This window comes from Actinomadura latina NBRC 106108 (assembly GCF_001552195.1).
Classification (GTDB): domain Bacteria; phylum Actinomycetota; class Actinomycetes; order Streptosporangiales; family Streptosporangiaceae; genus Spirillospora; species Spirillospora latina.
In genome coordinates, this window is record NZ_BCQS01000003.1 from 549095 (window position 1) to 566894 (window position 17800).

General features: G+C 71.8%; 14 protein-coding genes. 12 read left to right on the forward strand and 2 right to left on the reverse strand.

Annotation, left to right across the window (positions count from 1 at the left end):
* Positions 1–210: 210 nt before the first annotated feature.
* The 11 genes from topA to AL2_RS03425 all read left to right on the forward strand — a co-directional run bounded on the left by topA (position 211) and on the right by AL2_RS03425 (position 13366).
* On the forward strand, positions 211–2892 hold the full coding sequence (topA, locus tag AL2_RS03375; RefSeq protein ID WP_067628978.1) for a type I DNA topoisomerase: 2682 nt from the start codon (positions 211–213) through the stop codon (positions 2890–2892).
* Positions 2893–2920: 28 nt separating this feature from the next.
* Positions 2921–5008, forward strand: a complete 2088-nt coding sequence (gene tmk / locus AL2_RS03380) for a dTMP kinase (protein WP_083945886.1) — start codon at positions 2921–2923, stop codon at positions 5006–5008.
* A gap of 18 nt (positions 5009–5026) precedes the next feature.
* Positions 5027–6166, forward strand: a complete 1140-nt coding sequence (locus tag AL2_RS03385) for a DNA polymerase III subunit delta' (RefSeq protein ID WP_067628980.1) — start codon at positions 5027–5029, stop codon at positions 6164–6166.
* A gap of 185 nt (positions 6167–6351) precedes the next feature.
* A complete protein-coding gene (locus AL2_RS03390) occupies positions 6352–7989 on the forward strand; it encodes a S8 family peptidase (RefSeq protein ID WP_245666286.1) in 1638 nt (545 codons plus the stop codon).
* 151 nt (positions 7990–8140) lie between these two features.
* Positions 8141–8695, forward strand: coding sequence for a permease-like cell division protein FtsX (locus tag AL2_RS03395; RefSeq protein WP_157437988.1), 555 nt, complete (start codon positions 8141–8143; stop codon positions 8693–8695).
* A 76-nt stretch (positions 8696–8771) separates the two neighbouring features.
* Positions 8772–9329 (forward strand): SigE family RNA polymerase sigma factor, encoded by a 558-nt coding sequence (locus tag AL2_RS03400; RefSeq protein ID WP_067628986.1) that lies wholly within the window; start codon positions 8772–8774, stop codon positions 9327–9329.
* On the forward strand, positions 9326–9901 hold the full coding sequence (locus tag AL2_RS03405; protein ID WP_067628988.1) for a permease-like cell division protein FtsX: 576 nt from the start codon (positions 9326–9328) through the stop codon (positions 9899–9901). Before AL2_RS03400 ends, AL2_RS03405 begins: the two co-directional genes overlap by 4 nt.
* Before the next feature lie 19 nt (positions 9902–9920).
* Positions 9921–10400, forward strand: coding sequence for a low molecular weight protein-tyrosine-phosphatase (locus tag AL2_RS03410; RefSeq protein WP_067628990.1), 480 nt, complete (start codon positions 9921–9923; stop codon positions 10398–10400).
* Positions 10401–11243 carry a fructosamine kinase family protein gene (locus AL2_RS03415; protein ID WP_245666288.1) on the forward strand — a complete coding sequence of 281 codons (843 nt, stop codon included), beginning with the start codon at positions 10401–10403 and terminating at the stop codon, positions 11241–11243. It begins immediately after the preceding gene.
* A 254-nt stretch (positions 11244–11497) separates the two neighbouring features.
* A complete protein-coding gene (locus AL2_RS03420; protein ID WP_067628992.1) occupies positions 11498–12478 on the forward strand; it encodes a hypothetical protein in 981 nt (326 codons plus the stop codon).
* Positions 12479–12541: 63 nt separating this feature from the next.
* Positions 12542–13366, forward strand: a complete 825-nt coding sequence (locus AL2_RS03425; RefSeq protein WP_067628994.1) for a PSP1 domain-containing protein — start codon at positions 12542–12544, stop codon at positions 13364–13366.
* 48 nt (positions 13367–13414) lie between these two features.
* Here AL2_RS03425 and nhaA read toward each other — a convergent pair whose 3' ends face one another.
* Positions 13415–15304 (reverse strand): Na+/H+ antiporter NhaA, encoded by a 1890-nt coding sequence (nhaA, locus tag AL2_RS03430; RefSeq protein WP_067628996.1) that lies wholly within the window; start codon positions 15302–15304, stop codon positions 13415–13417.
* A gap of 311 nt (positions 15305–15615) precedes the next feature.
* On the opposite strand from nhaA, the gene AL2_RS03435 reads away from it, so the two are divergent.
* Positions 15616–16278 carry a S1 family peptidase gene (locus AL2_RS03435; RefSeq protein ID WP_067628998.1) on the forward strand — a complete coding sequence of 221 codons (663 nt, stop codon included), beginning with the start codon at positions 15616–15618 and terminating at the stop codon, positions 16276–16278.
* On the opposite strand, the gene AL2_RS03440 is transcribed toward AL2_RS03435, so the two are convergent.
* Complete coding sequence (locus AL2_RS03440; RefSeq protein WP_083945888.1) at positions 16265–17695, reverse strand: MFS transporter; 1431 nt, start codon at positions 17693–17695, stop codon at positions 16265–16267. The genes AL2_RS03435 and AL2_RS03440 overlap by 14 nt on opposite strands.
* Positions 17696–17800: the final 105 nt, after the last annotated feature.

A 17800-nucleotide genomic window follows, 5' to 3' on the forward strand; every position in this document is an offset into this window, starting at 1 on the left:
GTGGCACCGTACCGTGGCGTCCCGGTCCGTGGGGCGTGCGACGGCATGTCATCCTGTCTGGGGCGCGGGGCGGCGAGAATCCCGTCCCCTGAAGGGGCGGCGCGATGGTCGGGGAGTGCGCGGGCATGAACGCGCCGTCCTGCGACGTTGTACGAAGCCGGTAAGAAAGAGCCTGTTTAAGAGGATCAAGACAGCGAGGTTGGAGCGACTGTGCCAGCCAAGAACGGCACCACGAACGGCAACGGCGCGGGTACGCGCCTGGTGATCGTCGAATCGCCCGCGAAGGCGAAGACGATCGCGGGCTACCTGGGCCGCGGCTACATCGTGGAGTCCAGTATCGGCCACATCCGGGACCTGCCCGGGAGCGCCTCAGAGGTGCCGGCCAAGTACAAGGGCGAGCCGTGGGCGAAGCTCGGCGTGAACGTGGAGCGCGAGTTCGAGCCGCTCTACGTGGTCAACACCGACAAGCGGCAGCAGGTCCAGAAGCTGAAGAAGCTGCTCGCCGAGGCCGACGAGCTCTACCTCGCGACGGACGAGGACCGGGAGGGCGAGGCGATCGCCTGGCACCTCCAGGAGGTCCTGAAGCCGAAGGTCCCCGTGCACCGGATGGTCTTCAACGAGATCACCAAGGACGCGATCCAGCGCGCCGCCGCGAATCCGCGCGAGCTGAACATGCCGCTGGTGAACGCGCAGGAGACGCGCCGCGTCCTCGACCGCCTCTACGGGTACGAGGTCAGCCCCGTCCTGTGGAAGAAGGTCATGCCGAAGCTGTCGGCGGGCCGTGTGCAGTCGGTGGCGACGCGCCTGGTCGTCGAGCGGGAGCGGGAGCGGATCGCGTTCGTCCCCGCCCACTACTGGGACATCGCGGGCCAGTTCGACACCGGTAAGGACGAGGAGCCGAAGGTCTTCAAGGCCGGGCTCGTCAGCGTGGACGGCAAGCGCGTCGCGCAGGGCCGCGACTTCGCGTCCGACGGCACCCTGAAGACCAGGGACGTGCTGCACCTGGACGAGCCCGCCGCGCGGGCGCTGGCCGAGCGGCTGAGGGGCCGGCCGTACGAGGTCAAGTCCGTCGAGCGGAAGCCGTACACGCGCAAGCCGTACCCGCCGTTCCGGACGACGACCCTCCAGCAGGAGGCCAGCCGCAAGCTGAACTTCTCCGCGAAGTACACGATGTCGGTCGCGCAGAAGCTGTACGAGAACGGCTTCATCACCTACATGCGAACCGACTCGATCACGCTGTCGGAGACGGCGATCACGGCGGCGCGCAGGCAGGCCGCTGCGCTGTTCGGCGGCCAGTACGTCCCGGACAAGCCGCGCGTCTACACCTCCAAGGTCAAGAACGCGCAGGAGGCGCACGAGGCGATCCGCCCGGCGGGCGACACCTTCCGCACCCCGGCGGAGACCCGGCTCAGCGGCGACCAGTTCCGGCTGTACGAGCTGATCTGGAAGCGGACGATCGCGTCCCAGATGAAGGACGCGCTGGGCCAGTCGGTGTCGATCCGGGTGACCGGGACGTCGACGCAGAACGAGCGGGCCGAGTTCGGCGCGACCGGTAAGACGATCACGTTCCACGGGTTCCTCAAGGCGTACGTGGAGAGCGCGGACGACCCGTCCACCGACCGCGACGACCAGGAGCGGCGGCTGCCGAACCTGGCCGAGGGCGACCCGCTGACCGCGAACGCGGTGGACGCCGAGGGCCACTCCACCCGCCCGCCGGCCCGCTACACCGAGGCCAGCCTGGTCAAGGAGCTGGAGGAGCGGGAGATCGGGCGGCCGTCGACGTACGCCTCGATCATCGGGACGATCCTGGCGCGCGAGTACGTGTTCAAGAAGGGCACGGCGCTCGTCCCGTCGTTCCTGGCGTTCGCCGTGGTCAACCTGCTGGAGCAGCACTTCGGCAACCTGGTCGACTACGACTTCACCGCGCACATGGAGGACGGTCTCGACGAGATCGCGCGCGGCGACGCCGAGCGCGTCCCCTGGCTGAACCGGTTCTACTTCGGCGACAACGGCGAAGAGGGCCTGAAAGAGCTGGTCGGCGACATCAGCGACATCGACGCCAAGGGCATCAGCTCGTTCCCGATCAAGGGCACCGACATCCTGGTGCGGGTCGGGCGGTACGGCTCCTATCTCGACCGGGACGGCGAGCGGGTCAACATCCCCGACGACATCGCGCCGGACGAGCTGACCGCTGAGAAGGCGGAGGAGCTGTTCGCGCAGCCGTCCGGCGACCGGGAGCTCGGCACGGACCCGGCGACCGGGCACACGATCGTCGCGAAGTCGGGGCGGTTCGGCCCGTACGTCACCGAGATCCTGCCCGAGGCGGCCCCGCCGGCCGAGGGGAAGAAGCGGACGAAGAAGGCGGACACCGCCAAGCCGCGCACCGGTTCGCTGTTCAAGTCGATGTCGCTCGACACGATCACGCTGGACGACGCGCTGAAGCTGCTGTCGCTGCCGCGCACCCTCGGCGAGCTGGACGGCGAGCCCGTGACCGCGCAGAACGGCCGGTTCGGCCCCTACATCAAGCGGGGCACCGACAGCCGCTCGCTCGGCTCCGAGGACGAGCTGTTCACCGTGACGCTGGAGCAGGCGAAGGAGTTGTTCGCGCAGCCCAAGCAGCGCGGCCGCCGGGCCGCGGCCGCCGCGCCGCTGCGCGAGCTCGGCAAGGACCCGGCGAGTGAGAAGCCCGTGGTGGTGAAGGAGGGGCGGTTCGGCCCGTACGTGACGGACGGCGAGACGAACGCCAGCCTCCGCAAGGGCGACGAGGTCGAGTCGATCACGATCCAGCGGGCGGCTGAGCTGCTCGCGGAGCGTCGCGAGAAGGTGGCCGCGGGTGGCGGGAAGAAGAAGACGACGACCGGCCGCCGAACCTCCGCAAAGTCCGGCTCCTAGGGACATCAGCGCCGATACCCTGACCGACATGACCAGAACGGGCGCACCCCGGCCGCACCCCGCCGCCTCACCGCCGCCGGGCGTTTCGTCACCTTCGTCGTTTTCGTCGAGCGGGCCGTTCCGGCGGCTCCGGACCGCGCTGTCACTCGCCGGTCTCGCGCAGTGGCTCAGTGTTCCCGCACTGACCGCGATGGTCGCGATGCTGACCCGCGAGGACGACGTGGCCGCGCGCACGCAGGCGGTCGGCGGCACGCTGGTGCTGATGCTGCTGCCGGCGGTGCTGCTCGCGCCGCTCGCCGGCCTGCTCGCCGCCCGCGTCGACCGCCGCCTCATGCTGCTGGTCGCGGACGTGCTGCGGCTGGTGATCGTCGTGACGGTGCCCCTCGTGGGCATGCTCGCCTGGACGCTCGCGGCCGCGTTCCTGGTCTCGTGCCTGAGCCTGCTGTGGGCGGCGGCGGCACGCGCGTCCCTGCCGGCCCTGCTCCCGGACGATGAGGCGGGCGCCGCGTATGCGAGCGCGGCCCGCACCGCGAGCCGCGTGATCTACGGCCCGGCCCCGGTCGCCGCCGTGCTCTTCGCGATCCTCGCCCTCGTCGCGGACGGGACGCTGGGCCGCGACTCACGCGCCGACCTGGCCCTCTACGCGACGGCCGGGATCTTCCTCGTCTCGACCGCCGCCATCGCCATGATCCGGGAGATTCCGGCGATGGGGATGCCGGCGGCTCCGGCCCCGCTGAAGCTGCTCTTCCAGGGCTCCGGGACGGCCGCCGCGCGCGGTGTCGCCCTCGCGATCGCCGGGGCCTCGCTCACGGCGGGCGCGGTCGCCGCCGTCGCCCGCGTCCACACCGGTGAGCTGGGGGGCGGTGACGCGGGCTACGGCACCGTCCTCGGCGGGCTGGCGTTCGGGCTCGGCGCCGGCGTGTTCCTCGGCCCCCGCGTGCTCGTCCCGTTCAGCCGCCGCCGGCTGCTGGGCCTCGCCGTGGTCGCCGCCGCGCTCGCGCTGGTCGTGCTCGCCCTCGTCCAGAACCTGGTCGTCGTGGTGTTCATGACGGCGTTCCTCGGGGTGTTCGCCGGTGCCGCCTGGTCGACGGCCACGGCCGCGGTGACCGACCCCGAGGCGCCGGAGGACGCCCGCCCGGCCGCCTACCTGCGCTCCGTCGCGCTCGTCGCCGCGCTGATCGCGCTCATCGCCGTCCCGCTGATCGCGGCCGCGCTCGGCTCGCACCGGATCGACCTCGGCGACGGCGTCTACGACTTCGCGGGGTCCAGCGCGGCGCTGCTCATCGCGGCCGTCGTCACCCTGGTCTCCGGGCTGCTCGCGTACCGGCGCCTGGACGACCGGCGCGGCATCCCGCTCGTCCCCGACGTGCGCGCCGCCCTGCACGGCGAGATCTACACGCCGCCGGAGAACGCCGCCGCCGCGCCGCAGCCCGTCCACCGGGAGCGGGGCGTGTTCATCGCCTTCGAGGGCGGCGAGGGCGCGGGCAAGACCACCCAGGCGCGGCTCGCCGCGATCTGGCTCCGCGACCACGGCTACGACGTCGTCACCACGCACGAGCCCGGCGCCACCAAGATCGGCATGCGGCTGCGCGCGATGCTGCTCGACCGCGACACGACCGGGCTGTCCGACCGCGCCGAGACCCTGCTGTACGCGGCGGACCGCGCCGACCACATCGCCAACGTGATCAGGCCGGCGATGGAGCGCGGCGCGATCGTCGTCAGCGACCGGTACGTCGACTCGTCCCTCGCCTACCAGGGCTTCGGGCGGCGGCAGGCGGTCGACGACATCGCCCGCGTCAACGCCTGGGCGACCGGCGGCCTCGTCCCGGACCTGACCGTCCTGCTGGAGATCCCGCCGGCGGCCGGGCTGCGCCGGCTGCCCGCCCCCGCCGACCGGATGGAGTCCGAGCCGCAGGAGTTCCACGAGCGCGTCCGCGCCGGGTTCCGCGCCCTCGCCGAGGCCGACCCCGGCCGCTACCTGGTCCTGGACGCCAGCCGCCCGCAGAGCGAACTGAGCCGCGAGATCCAGTACCGCATCCACGAGATCCTCCCCGACCCGGTCCCGGCCGGCACCGAGGACGCCACGAGCACCTTCCCGGCCATCCGCGACTACTGAGCCGGTTAGCCTGCTGGCATGAGCGTGTGGGACGACCTGGTCGGGCAGGAGCCCGTTGTCGAGCAGCTGTCGTCGGCTGCGGAGGGGACGAGCGGGCCGGCGCACGCGTGGCTGTTCACCGGTCCTCCCGGGGCGGGACGGTCGGCCGCGGCGCGGGCCTTCGCGGCGGCGCTGCAGTGCAGGGAGACGCCGCGCGGCTGCGGGCACTGCCCGTCCTGCCACCAGATCCTCCAGGGCACGCACGCGGACGTCGAGGTCGTCCGCCCGCAGGGCCTGTCGTACGGGGTGAAGGAGGCCCGCGCGCTGGTGCTGCGAGCGTCGTCGTCCCCGACGGGCGGGCGCTGGCAGATCGTCCTGTTCGAGGACGCGGACCGCGCCACGGAACAGGCGGCGAACGCGCTGCTGAAGGCGATCGAGGAGCCGCCGGCCCGGACGGTGTGGCTGCTGTGCACGCCGTCCCCGGAGGATCTGCTGGTGACGATCAGGTCGCGGTGCCGCCTCGTGACGCTGCGGACGCCGCCCATCGACGCGGTCGCCGACGTCCTCGCCCTGCGGGACGGGGTGGACCGGGAGACGGCGGACGTCGTCGCGCGGGCCGCGCAGGGGCACATCAGCCGGGCGCGGCGGCTGGCGACCGACCCGGAGGCGCGGCGGAGGCGGGCCGAGGTCCTCGCGGTGCCGCGCAGGCTGACGTCGGTGGGCCCGGCCGTGGCGGCGGCGGAGGCGCTGGTCGCGGCGGCGAAGGCGGAGGCGAAGGCGCGGACGGAGGAGCTGAACGAGACGGAGACGTCCTCGCTGCGGCAGGCTCTGGGCGAGAGCGCGAAGGGCCGGATGCCGCGGGGCACGGCCGGTGCGCTCAAGGATCTGGAGGCCCGGCAGAAGTCCCGCGCCACCCGGCTGGAACGCGATGCCCTCGACCGGACGCTGCTCGACCTCGCGTCCTACTACCGGGACGTGCTGACGCTCCAGCTCGGGGCGGGCATCGAACTCGTCAACACCGAGCTGGGCCCGGAGTTGCGGACGGCGGCGCGGAACGGCCGTCCTGAGGACACCCTCAAGCGGCTGGACGCGATCATGGCGTGCCGGGAGCGGCTGGGGGCGAACGTCAATCCGCTGCTGGCCGTCGAGGCGCTGACGCTGGCGCTGCGGACCGGCTGATGCGGGCTTACAAGAGATCTACCTTTTCGTAACCTAACCGTACGCAACTCTCAACAGCCGCACGCGTACCTTCGCCTGGTTTACCCACACATTCCCGGGCTAGCTCCCCCACGGCCAGGAGGTCAGCTTTGCGGCGAGCCTTGATTTCCGCCGCGTGCGCCGTCGCCACCATGGCGGCCCTCGCGGTGCCAGCGTCAGCGGATCCGAAACCTGCGAAGGGCGAGGTTTCGGAGTACGTCGTCCTCTACAAGGAGCACGTGTCCCCAGGCTGGGCCCACCGCGCGGTGCGCGCGGCCGGCGGCAAGATCGTCCACGAGAACCGCGATGTGGGCGTCGCGACCGTCCGCTCGGACAACCCCGAGTTCATCCACGCGGTGATGCGGGAGCGGGCGCTGGAGGGCGTCGCGCACAACCGCGTCATCGGTGAGGCGCCGAAGGCCAAGAAGAAGGCCGCGGCGAAGGTCGAGCGGATGACCGGCACCAAGAACAAGGTGTCGCTCAAGGGCGTCCCGTCCAAGAACGAGGAGCCGCTCGCCGATCTGCAGTGGGACATGAAGCAGATCCACGCGACGGCGGACGGCTCGTACAAGAAGGAGCCGGGCGACAAGCGCGTACTGGTCGGCATCCTCGACACCGGTGTGGACGGCAGCCACCCGGACATCAAGCCGAACTTCAACCGCAAGCTGAGCCGCAACTTCACCCACGACATCCCGGCGGACGCCAACGGCAACGAGGTCGACGGCCCCTGCGAGTTCACGTCGTGCGTAGACCCCGTCGACTGGGACGACAACGACCACGGCACGCACGTCGCGTCCACGATCGCCTCGCCCCGCAACGGGCTCGGCATGGCCGGCGTCGCGCCGAACGTGTCGATCGTGAACCTGCGCGTCGGCCAGGACTCGGGCTACTTCTTCCTCCAGCCGACCGTGGACGGCCTCACCTACGCGGCCAAGCACGGCATCGACGTCGTCAACATGAGCTACTACGTCGACCCGTGGCTGTGGAACTGCGGCGACAACCCCGCCGACAGCCCCGAGGACCAGCTCGAGCAGCGCACGATCATCAAGGCGACGCAGCGCGCCCTGGACTACGCGCACGACCGCGGCGTCACGCTGATCTCCGCGGCCGGCAACGACTTCGTCGACTACACCAAGACGAACCAGGACGACAGCAGCCCCGACTTCCCGTCCATGCCGGGCGAGGAGCCGCACGACCGGACGATCCCGGCGAGCTGCGTGTCGATGCCGTCCGAGGGCGAGCACGTCATCCCGATCTCGGCGACCGGGCCGTCCACCCGCAAGTCGTACTACAGCAGCTTCGGCAACGGGTACGTCGCGGTGGCGGCGCCCGGCGGCGACAAGGTCGACACGGCCGACCAGCGTCCGGACGACAAGGCCGGCATCTGGGCCGCCTACCCCGAGCGGCTCGCCAAGGCGCGCGGGGAGCTGAACGCGGACGGCACGCCGAACGTGCCGTACATCATCCGCAGCTGCAAGGGCGACGACTGCGCCTACTACCAGTCGATCCAGGGAACCTCGATGGCGTCGCCGCACGCCGTCGGCGTCGCCGCGCTGATCATCAGCGAGTACGGGCACCGGGACCGCCGCCACGGCGGCATCACCCTCAGCCCGAACTTCGTGGAACAGGTGCTGCGCGGCACCGCGACCGCCAAGGAATGCCCGAGCCCGCGGACCGTCGAGTACGTCTGGTACACCTCGACGGGCAAGCACACCTCGACGCAGACCTGTGAGGGCTCGAAGGAGCAGAACGGCTTCTTCGGCAACGGCATCGTGGACGCGCTGAACGCGGTCAGCCACCGCTGATCCCGCCGCTCGACCCACCCCAGGACGCGACCTCCGGCCACCCGGCCGGGGGTCGCGTTCTGCCGGGGGGCGGGCACGGTGCGCGCGGGCTCCGCCGTCCTCAAAAATGGAACATTCAAGATCGTCGCCGTACCGGACCGGAGGACGGACAGTGAGCGAACCCGGCGAACCCCGCCCGCAAGTACAGCACGGCGACGGGGGCGGCGCACCGCCGGTCCCGTCGCGTCCGCGCGGGACGTCCGCGCGTCCGGCCCTGGTCGTGGCCGCGGCGGCGGTGGCGCTTCTCCTGACCGCCGGCGCGGGCATCGGCGGGTGGCTCACGATGCGGGACGAACCAGGGCAGGGCTCCGCCTCCACCGGGCAGGAGCGCGACGTGGCGGTGTTCTTCTGCGTCGTGAGCTCCAGCACCCCCAACTGCGGTCGCCGGGACGCGGGGCAGGCCGAGAAGGACGCGGTCAAGCAGCGCCTGCTGGAGATGAACGGGATCATGACCGTCAGGTACGAGTCGAAGGAACAGGCGTACGAGAACTTCAAGAAGGCGTTCGCGGACCGCAAGGACCTCCTCGACGGCGCGTCCCTCGGCGACATCCCCGACTCGCTGCGCCTGCGCGTCGCCGACGCCGGGGTGGCCGGCGCTGTGAAGAAGAGGTTCGAGGGCACTTCCGGCGTGGACACCGTGGTCATCCAGCCCCCCGGCAAGGCGTGAGCGACGCCCCGGGCGTCCGCCGGTGAGAAATCCGGGCGCCGGAGCAACCTCGGACGCGCGGCGGCGTCTCTGGGACATGACAGTTGAGAAGGTGCTCGCCGAAAGGGAGCTCCCGGCGGACGAGGTGCCACCGGACGAGGCGGCTTCGGGCGACGCGGCGGCGGCGGTCACCGACCTGTACCGGGGGCACGCGCTCGGGCTGACGCGGCTCGCCCTCATGATGGTCGGTGATCGCGGTACGGCCGAGGACGTCGTCCAGGAGGCGTTCGCGGGGCTGTACCGGCGGTGGCCGCGGCTCCACGACCGCGAGCGCGCGCTGACGTACGTGCGCTCGGCCGTCCTCAACGGGTCGCGGACGGCGCTGCGCCGGCGCAGGAGGCCGTTCCGGGCCGTCCATGCGGCGCCCGTCTGGTCCGCGGAGGCGGCGGCGATGGTCGGGGAGGACCGGCGCGAGGTCATGGAGGCGCTGCACCGGCTCCCGGCCCGGCAGCGGGAGGCGCTGGTGCTGCGCTACTACGGCGACCTCTCCGTCGAGGAGATCGCCGACGCCATGGGGATCAGCCCGGGCACCGTCAAGTCGACCACGTCCCGGGCGCTCACCGCGCTGGGCCGGATGTTGGGGAGCGAGCAGTGAACGCGACCGAAGAGCGTCTCAGGGACGCGCTGCAGACCGTGGGCGATACCGTCCGCCCCGAGGACATGCCGGAACCGAGGTTCGCCGCGCGGCGCCGGAGGCTGCCGCTTCCCGCGATGGCGATGGCCGCCGTCGCCGCGTCCGCCGCCGCCGCCGTCGCCGTCGGGGGAGCGGTGGTGGGCGGCGCCTTCACGGCCGGCGGTCCGAACGGCCTGTCGGCCCCGTCCTCGGGCTCCTCGGCGCCGGCGGTCCTGGTGTTCCTCTGCACGAAGACCTCCGCCAATCAAGGCTGTGACCACAAAGGCGCGACGCAACAGCAGAAAGAGGAGGTCCGGCGGGTTCTCTCGGAGCTTCCTAAGGTCCGCGGGGTCGAGTTCGAGAACAAGGGGCAGGCGTACATGCGCTTCAAGAAGCGCTTCAAGGGCGACGAACAGTTCCGCCGGTCCGTCGATGCCGGCGACATTCCGGAGGCGTTCCGGGTCGCCCTCGTTCCGGGAGCGGACGGCACGAAGGTGAGGATGGCCGTGCTGGGCATGCCCGGTGTGGACACCGCCATCGTTGAGAAGCGCTGACCTCGGGCATGATGGGTGCATGCCGTACCGCGTCACGTTCGTCTGCACCGGCAACATCTGCCGCTCGCCGATGGCCGAATGGGTCCTGCGCCACCACGTCGAGGCGGAGGACCTGGACGTCGAGGTCGACAGTTCGGGAACCGGCGGCTGGCACGTGGGCGACGACGCCGACGAGCGGACGGTCGACACGCTGCGGCGGGCCGGCTACCGGTCGGCGCACATCGCGCGGCAGTTCGAGGAGTCCTGGTTCGGCCGGTACGACCTGATCCTGGCGCTGGACGAGGGGCACCTGCGGGCGCTGCGCTCGATGGCGCCGGACGAGGAGGCGCGCGGCAGGATCAGGCTGCTGCGCGAGTTCGACCCGGACGCGGGCGGCGACCTCGACGTCCCCGACCCGTACTACGGCGGGCGCGCCGACTTCGACCTCGTCCTTGAGCAGGTGGAGGCGGCGATGCCCGGCCTCCTGGAGGAGATCCGCACGGCGCTCAAGGAGCGCTGAGTGCGCGACCGGCTGGAGGAGCTGCTCGGAACCGAGGTCGCGAACGTGAGCGGCCTCGGTTCCAGCCATTCCTGGACGCTGCACAGGGCGTCCCTGGCCGACGGCCGCGAAGTCTTCGTCAAGGCGGCGTCCGACCAGGCCGGCGTGTTCGCCGCCGAGGCCGCGGGCCTGCGCTGGCTGGGCGAGGCGGGCCCGGGGACGCCCGTCCCGGACGTGCTCGCCGCCGACGATCACATGCTCGTCCTGCCGTGGCTGCCGTCCTCCTCCCCGACCCGGGAGGCCGCCGAGCGTCTCGGCCGGGAGCTGGCCGCCCTGCACACCGGCAACCGCCCGGACGCCTACGGCGCGACCTGGGACGGCTTCATCGCCGACCTCCCGCTCGACAACACGCCGGACGACCGCGACTGGCCGCGCTGGTACGCCGAGCGCCGCCTCGAACCGTTCCTCCGCCTCGGTGCGCGGCACCTGTCGCCCGAGGACGTCCGTCTCGTCGAGCGCGTCATGGCGGGCGTCGAGGAGCTCGCCGGGCCGCCCGAACCGCCGTCCCGGATCCACGGTGATCTGTGGTCGGGCAACGTCCAGTGGACGGACGGCCGCGCCCTCCTCATCGACCCGGCCGCACACGGCGGGCATCGCGAGACCGACCTGGCGATGATGGCCCTCTTCGGGACGCCGCATCTCGAAACCGTCCTGGCCGCCTACGACGAGGCGGCGCCCCTGGCGGACGGCTGGCGGGCCCGCGTCCAGTTGCACCAGCTGCACCCGCTTCTCGTCCATGTGGCACTGTTCGGCGGCTCGTACCGGGCGTCCCTCGTCGACGCCGCACATGCCGCTCTCGGCTGAGTGACAAAACACTCTCTGTAATCGTCCGGCGGGAGAGAGCTACGCTTCGTGGCGATGTTGCCCGGTGGTATCGGATCCCGGGCATCTCACCCGAGGGCAGCGGGCCGTGCCGTGCCGTGATCCCCGCGGCGCTGTGACACTTGCGACTAGGCGTCGATGTGATAACTCCCGCTTCATGGGTTTTTGTAGGCATGTAGATGAGATAGAAACGACGCGGTAACCCAGGAGCGGAAGGGCAGGTGCGGGGCGCAGCCATGGACGACCGCAGGCGCGAGGACCCGGGGACACGGCTGGGCTCATGGAAGAGCCTCATCCCGCTCACCGTGGCCGCGGCCGCGGCGCTGTTCATCGCCGGCAGCGTGGACGTGGTGCACCGCCACCAGCGCGCCGCGAAGGAGGAGCACGACGCCAAGCCGGCCGCGAAGGCCGAGCAGACCGACCCGCGGTTCGCGGTGGGGATCACCACCGCGGGCACGGCGCTGGTCGTCCGCGACGTGCATACGGGCGCCGACGTGGGGCTGCCCGTCGCCCCGCCGCAGGACCGCCGCTTCCACCGCGTCGCCGCCGCGAAGGACGGCTCCTACATCGTCGCGTCCTATGGCGCCGGCAAGGTCACCTTCCAGCGACTCCACCTGGGCGATGACGGACGTCCGCAAGACCTCAAGGACATCCCGAAGGCCACCGTCCCCGGCGTGTCCAACGCCGGGTCGGACATCGCCGTCGCCGGTGACCACCTCGCCTACGTCACCTACAAGGGCAAGCGCGGCAGCGTGGACGTCCTGACCCTCAGCACCGGCGCCCGCAAGACATGGACCACCAAGGTCCCCGGCCGCGTCGACAGCCTGTCCTGGTCCGGTGCCACGCTCTCCTTTGTCTGGAGCCCGGTCGGGTCGGCCAAACGCCAGTTGCGCACCATCGACACCAACACCGCCGCAGGCGACCTCAAGCTCAGCAAGGCCGTCATGACGCTGCCCAAGGGCGGCTCTAGCGCCGTCCTAAGCCGGGACGGCAAGCAGGTCGTCGTCGGCACGGTCGCCAAGTCCCAGCTGACCCTGCAGACCTTCACCCTCACGGGCAAGCCCGCGAAGGTCCTCTGGCGCCAGAAGGTGACGGGACCGCTGACCGACCTCGACGCCGCCCACTCCGGCGGGACAGTCCTGGCGACCGCCGGCGACCTCTACGCGAACGGCCTCCCGCCCGTCCCCGGGAAGGACCTCGCCGACGCCGCCTGGTGACGCACGTGCCGTCCCGGCTAACGTGGTTCGCACGAAACCGGGCGAACGGAGCGAACCGTGGGCATGGTGATGGCCGTCAGCTTCACTCGTTACGGCCGGCTGTACTACCTCGATCCAGGCCCGCACACCCCGAAGGTCGGCGACAAGGTCCTCGTCCCCACCGACTCCGGCCCCGAGGTCGCCGAGTGCGTGTGGGCCCCGCAGTGGGTCTCCGAGGACATCGGCGGCCTCCCCGAATGCGCCGGCCCCGCGACCGGCGAGCACCTGACCCGCGACGATGTCAACCGCCGCCGCCGCGCCGAGGGCCGCTCGATCGCCAAGCGCCTCATCCGCAAGCACGACCTCCCCATGAAGGTCATCGGCGTCGACTACCTCGACGCCGACAACGTCTTCAAGATCTACTTCACCGCCCCGCACCGCGTCGACTTCCGCGCCCTCGTCCGCGACCTGGCCCGCGGCATCAAGGCCCGCGTCGAACTCCGCCAGGTCGGCCCCCGCGACGAGGCCCGCCTCCAGGGCGGCATCGGCCCCTGCGGCCGCGACCTGTGCTGCGCCACCTTCCTCAAGGACTTCGAGCCGGTCTCCGTCCGCATGGCGAAGGAACAGGACCTCCCGGTCAACCCCCTCCGCATAGCCGGCGCCTGCGGCCGCCTGATGTGCTGCCTCAAGTACGAGCACCCGTTGTATGTCGAGGCGCACGACAGAATGCCGAAGCTGGGCTCCCGCGTAGACACCCCGAACGGCCCAGGCCAGGTGGTAGGCCGCAACGTCCCCTCGGACAAGGTCACCGTCCGCCTGAACAGCGGAGGCCGCTGCTCCTGCCCCTCCGCCTCAGTCTGCTCCCCCCGCCAGCAACACGACGCCCTGTACAACCCCGACGAAAGCTGAGGTCAGCGCCTCGCAGGGCCGCTGCGGGCTCGTTTCAGGTGGTGGGTGTCAGGGGCGGAGAGCGGCGGATTTGCGGGCATTCTTGACGGCTGCGCTGAGGTCGGCGATGTCGTAGGCGCCGAGGTGGCGGCGTCCGTTGACGAAGAACGTCGGGGTGCCGGAGACTCCGCTCAGGTCGGCGGAGTCGATGTCCTCGGCGACCTGGTCGGCGCCGAGGTTCGCGCGGAGGTCGGCGCGGAACCGGTCGACGTCGAGGCCCAGTTCGGCGGCGTAGCGGACGAGGTCCTTGGGCTGCAGCGCGTCCTGGTGATCGAGCAGCAGGTCGTGCATCTCCCAGAAGGCGTCCTGCTCGGCGGCGGCCTCGGACGCCTGCGCCGCCAGCCGCGCCTGCGGGTGGACGTCCGTGAGCGGAAGGTGCCGCCACACGTACCGGACGTCCCCGTGCCCGGCGAGCAGTTCCCGGATCACGTCCTCGGCCTGGCCGCAGTACGGGCATTCGAAGTCGCCGTACTCGACCACGGTGACCGGCGCGCGGGCCGGGCCGCGGACGTGGTCGCGGCCGGGATCGACGGGCGCGGCCAGGTCGATGATGGTCTCCGCCGTGCCGAGGAGGGCGCGCAGCCTCGTCTTCGGCGGCAGCAGCCCGGTCAGGCGGACGACGATCCAGGTGACGGCCGTGGCGCCCAGGGCGGCGGACAGGATGCCGATCTTCGCCTCTTCGAGCGTCGGGCCGGTGAACGTGAGGGTCGCGATCAGCAGAGCGACGGTGAAACCGATGCCCGCGATGGTGCCGCCGCCCCCGACCGCCGCCCAGCCGACGGGCGGGCGCAGGCGGCCGCGGCTGAACCTGGTGACCAGCCAGGAGCAGCCGAGAAGCCCGATCGGCTTGCCCGCGACGTAGCCGATCAGGATGCCGAGGGTGACCGGCGAGGTGAACGCGCGGCCGAGGGAGCCGCCGCTGATGGTGATCCCGGCATTGGCGAGCGCGAACAAGGGGACGATCACGTAGCTCGTCCACGGGTGGAACAGCAGTTGCAGCCGCTCGTTCGGCGAGATCGCCGCGGCGACGCCGGTCCGCGCCGAGCGGGCGTACTCGGGTGTGGGCTGCTCCCGGAAGAGCCGGAACACCTCTGTCGCGCGTTCCAGGTCGGTCCGGGCGGCCGGATGCGCGTACGTCAGCAGCCCCATGGCCAGCCCCACGACGATCGGTTCCACGCCGGACGACTCCAGCGCCGCCCACGTGGCCACGCCGAGCAAGAGGTAGACGGCGAACTGCCGGATGCCGGCCGCGCGGACCAGGAGGATCACCGCGAAGATCGCGAGGGCCGTCAGCAGCGCCGGCGACGAGACGTCCGAGCTGTAGAAGATCCCGATCACGGCGAGCGCCACGACGTCGTCCACGACGGTGGCGGTGAGCAGGTAGGCGCGGAGCCTGGCCGGGAAGCTCCGGCCGACCAGCGCGAGGACGCCGAGCGCGAACGCCGTGTCCGTCGACATCGCGATGCCCCAGCCCCGCGCGGTCGGATGGCCCGCGTTCAGAGCCAGGTAGATGGCGACGGGCAGGATCATCCCGCCGATTCCGGCGGCGAGCGGCAGCGCGACACGCCGCCGGTCGCGCAGCTCGCCCATGTCGTACTCGCGGCGCGCCTCCAGGCCGACGACGAAGAAGAAGATCGTCATCAGGCCGCCGTTCACCCAGTCGCGCAGGTCCCGCGTGATGCCCGCGTCGCCGACGCGGACCGACGCCTCCGTCCCCCACAGCCCCTCGTACGAGGACGCGTCCAGGTTCGCCCAGGCCAGCGCGGCGAGCGTCGCGGCCAGCAGGAACACGGCGCCGCCGGTCTCGGTGCGCATGAACTCGCGCAGCGGCGTCCGCAGGTTCCGCGCCCACGCGGTCCGGCCGGCGAACGGCCCCGCTTCTCCCCGCGCATCGCTCATCACCGAATTCTCACCTGTCCTGGTTCTCGTCCGCCCCATGCGGCGGTCTGGAGAACACCCGCCAGGTCGCGGCGATTCCAAGGCAGGGTGGTCTGGCCACCGTGCGCGGGGCGCGAATGGGGATACGCGCGTCGATGCGGAGAATCGGGCCCGCTGACGGCGCGATGTGCCGCCTCGCGACCTGGCGTCATCGTGATTGTGGATATAAGGCCGCCGCCAACCTTGGCACTGTCGGCCTCTTGCCGGTACGTCCGTCCTTATGCACCATTCCGGGGGAGTCACCATCCTGGTCTCCCACAGGAGGTTCTTCGATGCGCCGCACTCTCACGGTGGTCGCGGCCGCGGTCGCCGCGGTTCTGGTCGCCCTCGCTCCCAGCGCGTCCGCGGGCACCGCCCCGCCCAGCGGCGAAGGCGGACAGCCGATCTACGCGCCGGGCGGCATCCGGTGCACGCTCGGCTTCAACGTGCGCCAGAACGGCACCTACTACTTCCTCACCGCGGGTGGCTGCGCGCGCCCGGGACTGACCCTGTACGCCGACCCGGCCCTGACCGTCGAACTCGGTACGGTCGTCGCGGTCACGAACGTCGTCGTGGGGCTCGTCCGATATGTCGAGCCGCTGGTGGAACGGCCCGGCAGTGTGCGCCTCTATCCGGGGTCGCAGGACATCACCGGCGCGGCCCGCCCCGTCGTCGGTCAGCGCGTCTGCCGCAGCGGCCCGGCCACCGGCCTGCGGTGCGGCACCGTGACGGCGATCAACCAGACCGTCCACTTCCCCGAGGGGACGATCACCGGCCTGGCCAGGACGACCATCTGTATGGAGCCCGGCGACACCCCCGGGGCGCCGTACTTCGCCGGCGGCATCGCGATCGGCCTGGGAATCGGCGGCGGCATCGGCAACTGCGGCACCGGCGGCTCGTCCTTCTTCCAGCCGGTCACGAGCGTCCTCGCCGCCTTCGGCGTCAACGTGTACTGACCCCGCTCGCCGGTCCGTCCTTGGGCAGCAGTTGGGCCAGGCCCGCTGTGGCGGCGCAGAAGGCCATGATGGGGAGCAGGGACGTCTGGAAGGCGTCCGCGATGTCGCCCGCGACCCCGTAGAAGACGATGCCGACCAGTGCCACGCCGAGGGCGTTGCCGACCTGCTGGGCTGTGGACAGGACGCCCGCGGCGGACGCGGCGTGCCGATCGGTGACGCCCGACAGCACCAGCGCGGACAGCGGCGCCAGCACGAACCCCATGCCCGCGCCGGCGAGTGCCAGACCGGGGACGAGCCATCCGATGCCGTCCCCGAGCGCCGCGGTCAGCAGCAGGCAGCCGGCCGCCTGGACGGCGGCGCCGAGCGCGAGGACCTGCCGTCCGATGCGGGCCGCGACGGCCGCGGCCCGGGTGGACGCGGCGAAGTATCCGGCGCCCAGCGCGACGAACAGCAGGCCCGACTCCAGCGCGCTGAGCCCGCGCCCCTGCTGCAGGTAGAGGGCGAGGTACAGGAAGAAGGACGCCAGGGCCAGCATGTAGACGAGGGCGAGGCCGCTGCCGATCCGGAACGCCCGCTCGCGGAACAGTCCGGGCGCCACCAGCGGCGCGCCGCCGCGCCGGTCGAGGATGCGCTGGTAGAGGGCGAAGGCGGTCAGCAGGACGGCGGATGCCGCGAGCGACGCCCACGTCCAGGCGGGCCAGCCCAGCCGGCGTCCCTCGATCAACGGCAGGACGAGCGCGACGAGACCGGACGTGGCCAGCACCGTTCCGGGGACGTCCAGGCGCGTCCCCCCGGTGCGCGCCTGCGCCGGGACCGTCCGGCGGATCAGCGCCAGCGTCACCGCACCCACCGGCACATTGATCAGGAAGATGCTGCGCCATCCCGTCCCGAACAGGTCGGCCTCGATCAGCGCACCGCCGATGAGCTGCCCGAACACGCCGCCGAGCCCGAGCGCCAGCCCGTAGGCGGTGAACGCCCGCGCACGGCGCTCCCCGGTGAAGACGCCGTTGATGATGCCGAGGACCTGGGGCATCAGCAGCGCCGCGGCGAGACCCTGCACGACCCTGGCCGCGATCAGCGAACCGGGCGACGGGGCGACACCGCACGTGAGGGACGCGGCGGTGAAGACCGCCAGTCCGAGCGCGTACATCCGGCGGCGTCCGCACAGGTCGCCGAGCCGTCCGCCGGTGATGAGCCCGCCGCCGAGCGCCAGCCCGAACCCGGCCACCACCCACTGGATCGCAGTGGCACTCGCGCGTAGTTCCACCTGGATGTCAGGGATCGCCACGTTGACGATGAAGAAGTCGAGCGTGGTGATGAAAATGCCGGTGAGCAGCACCAGAAGCGTCCCAGTGGACGCGTCGTGCGGCCGCGCGTTTTCACGCGGGCCGGCCGCCGGAATCGCGGTATGCGACATGGTCCCCCCAGATCGTCGTCTGCCCCACGACGATCGCGCGAGACCGCCCGCGAAGGCGATAACGCCCGAGGTAATGCCGCCCGCGCGGAGCGGCACGGCGGCCGG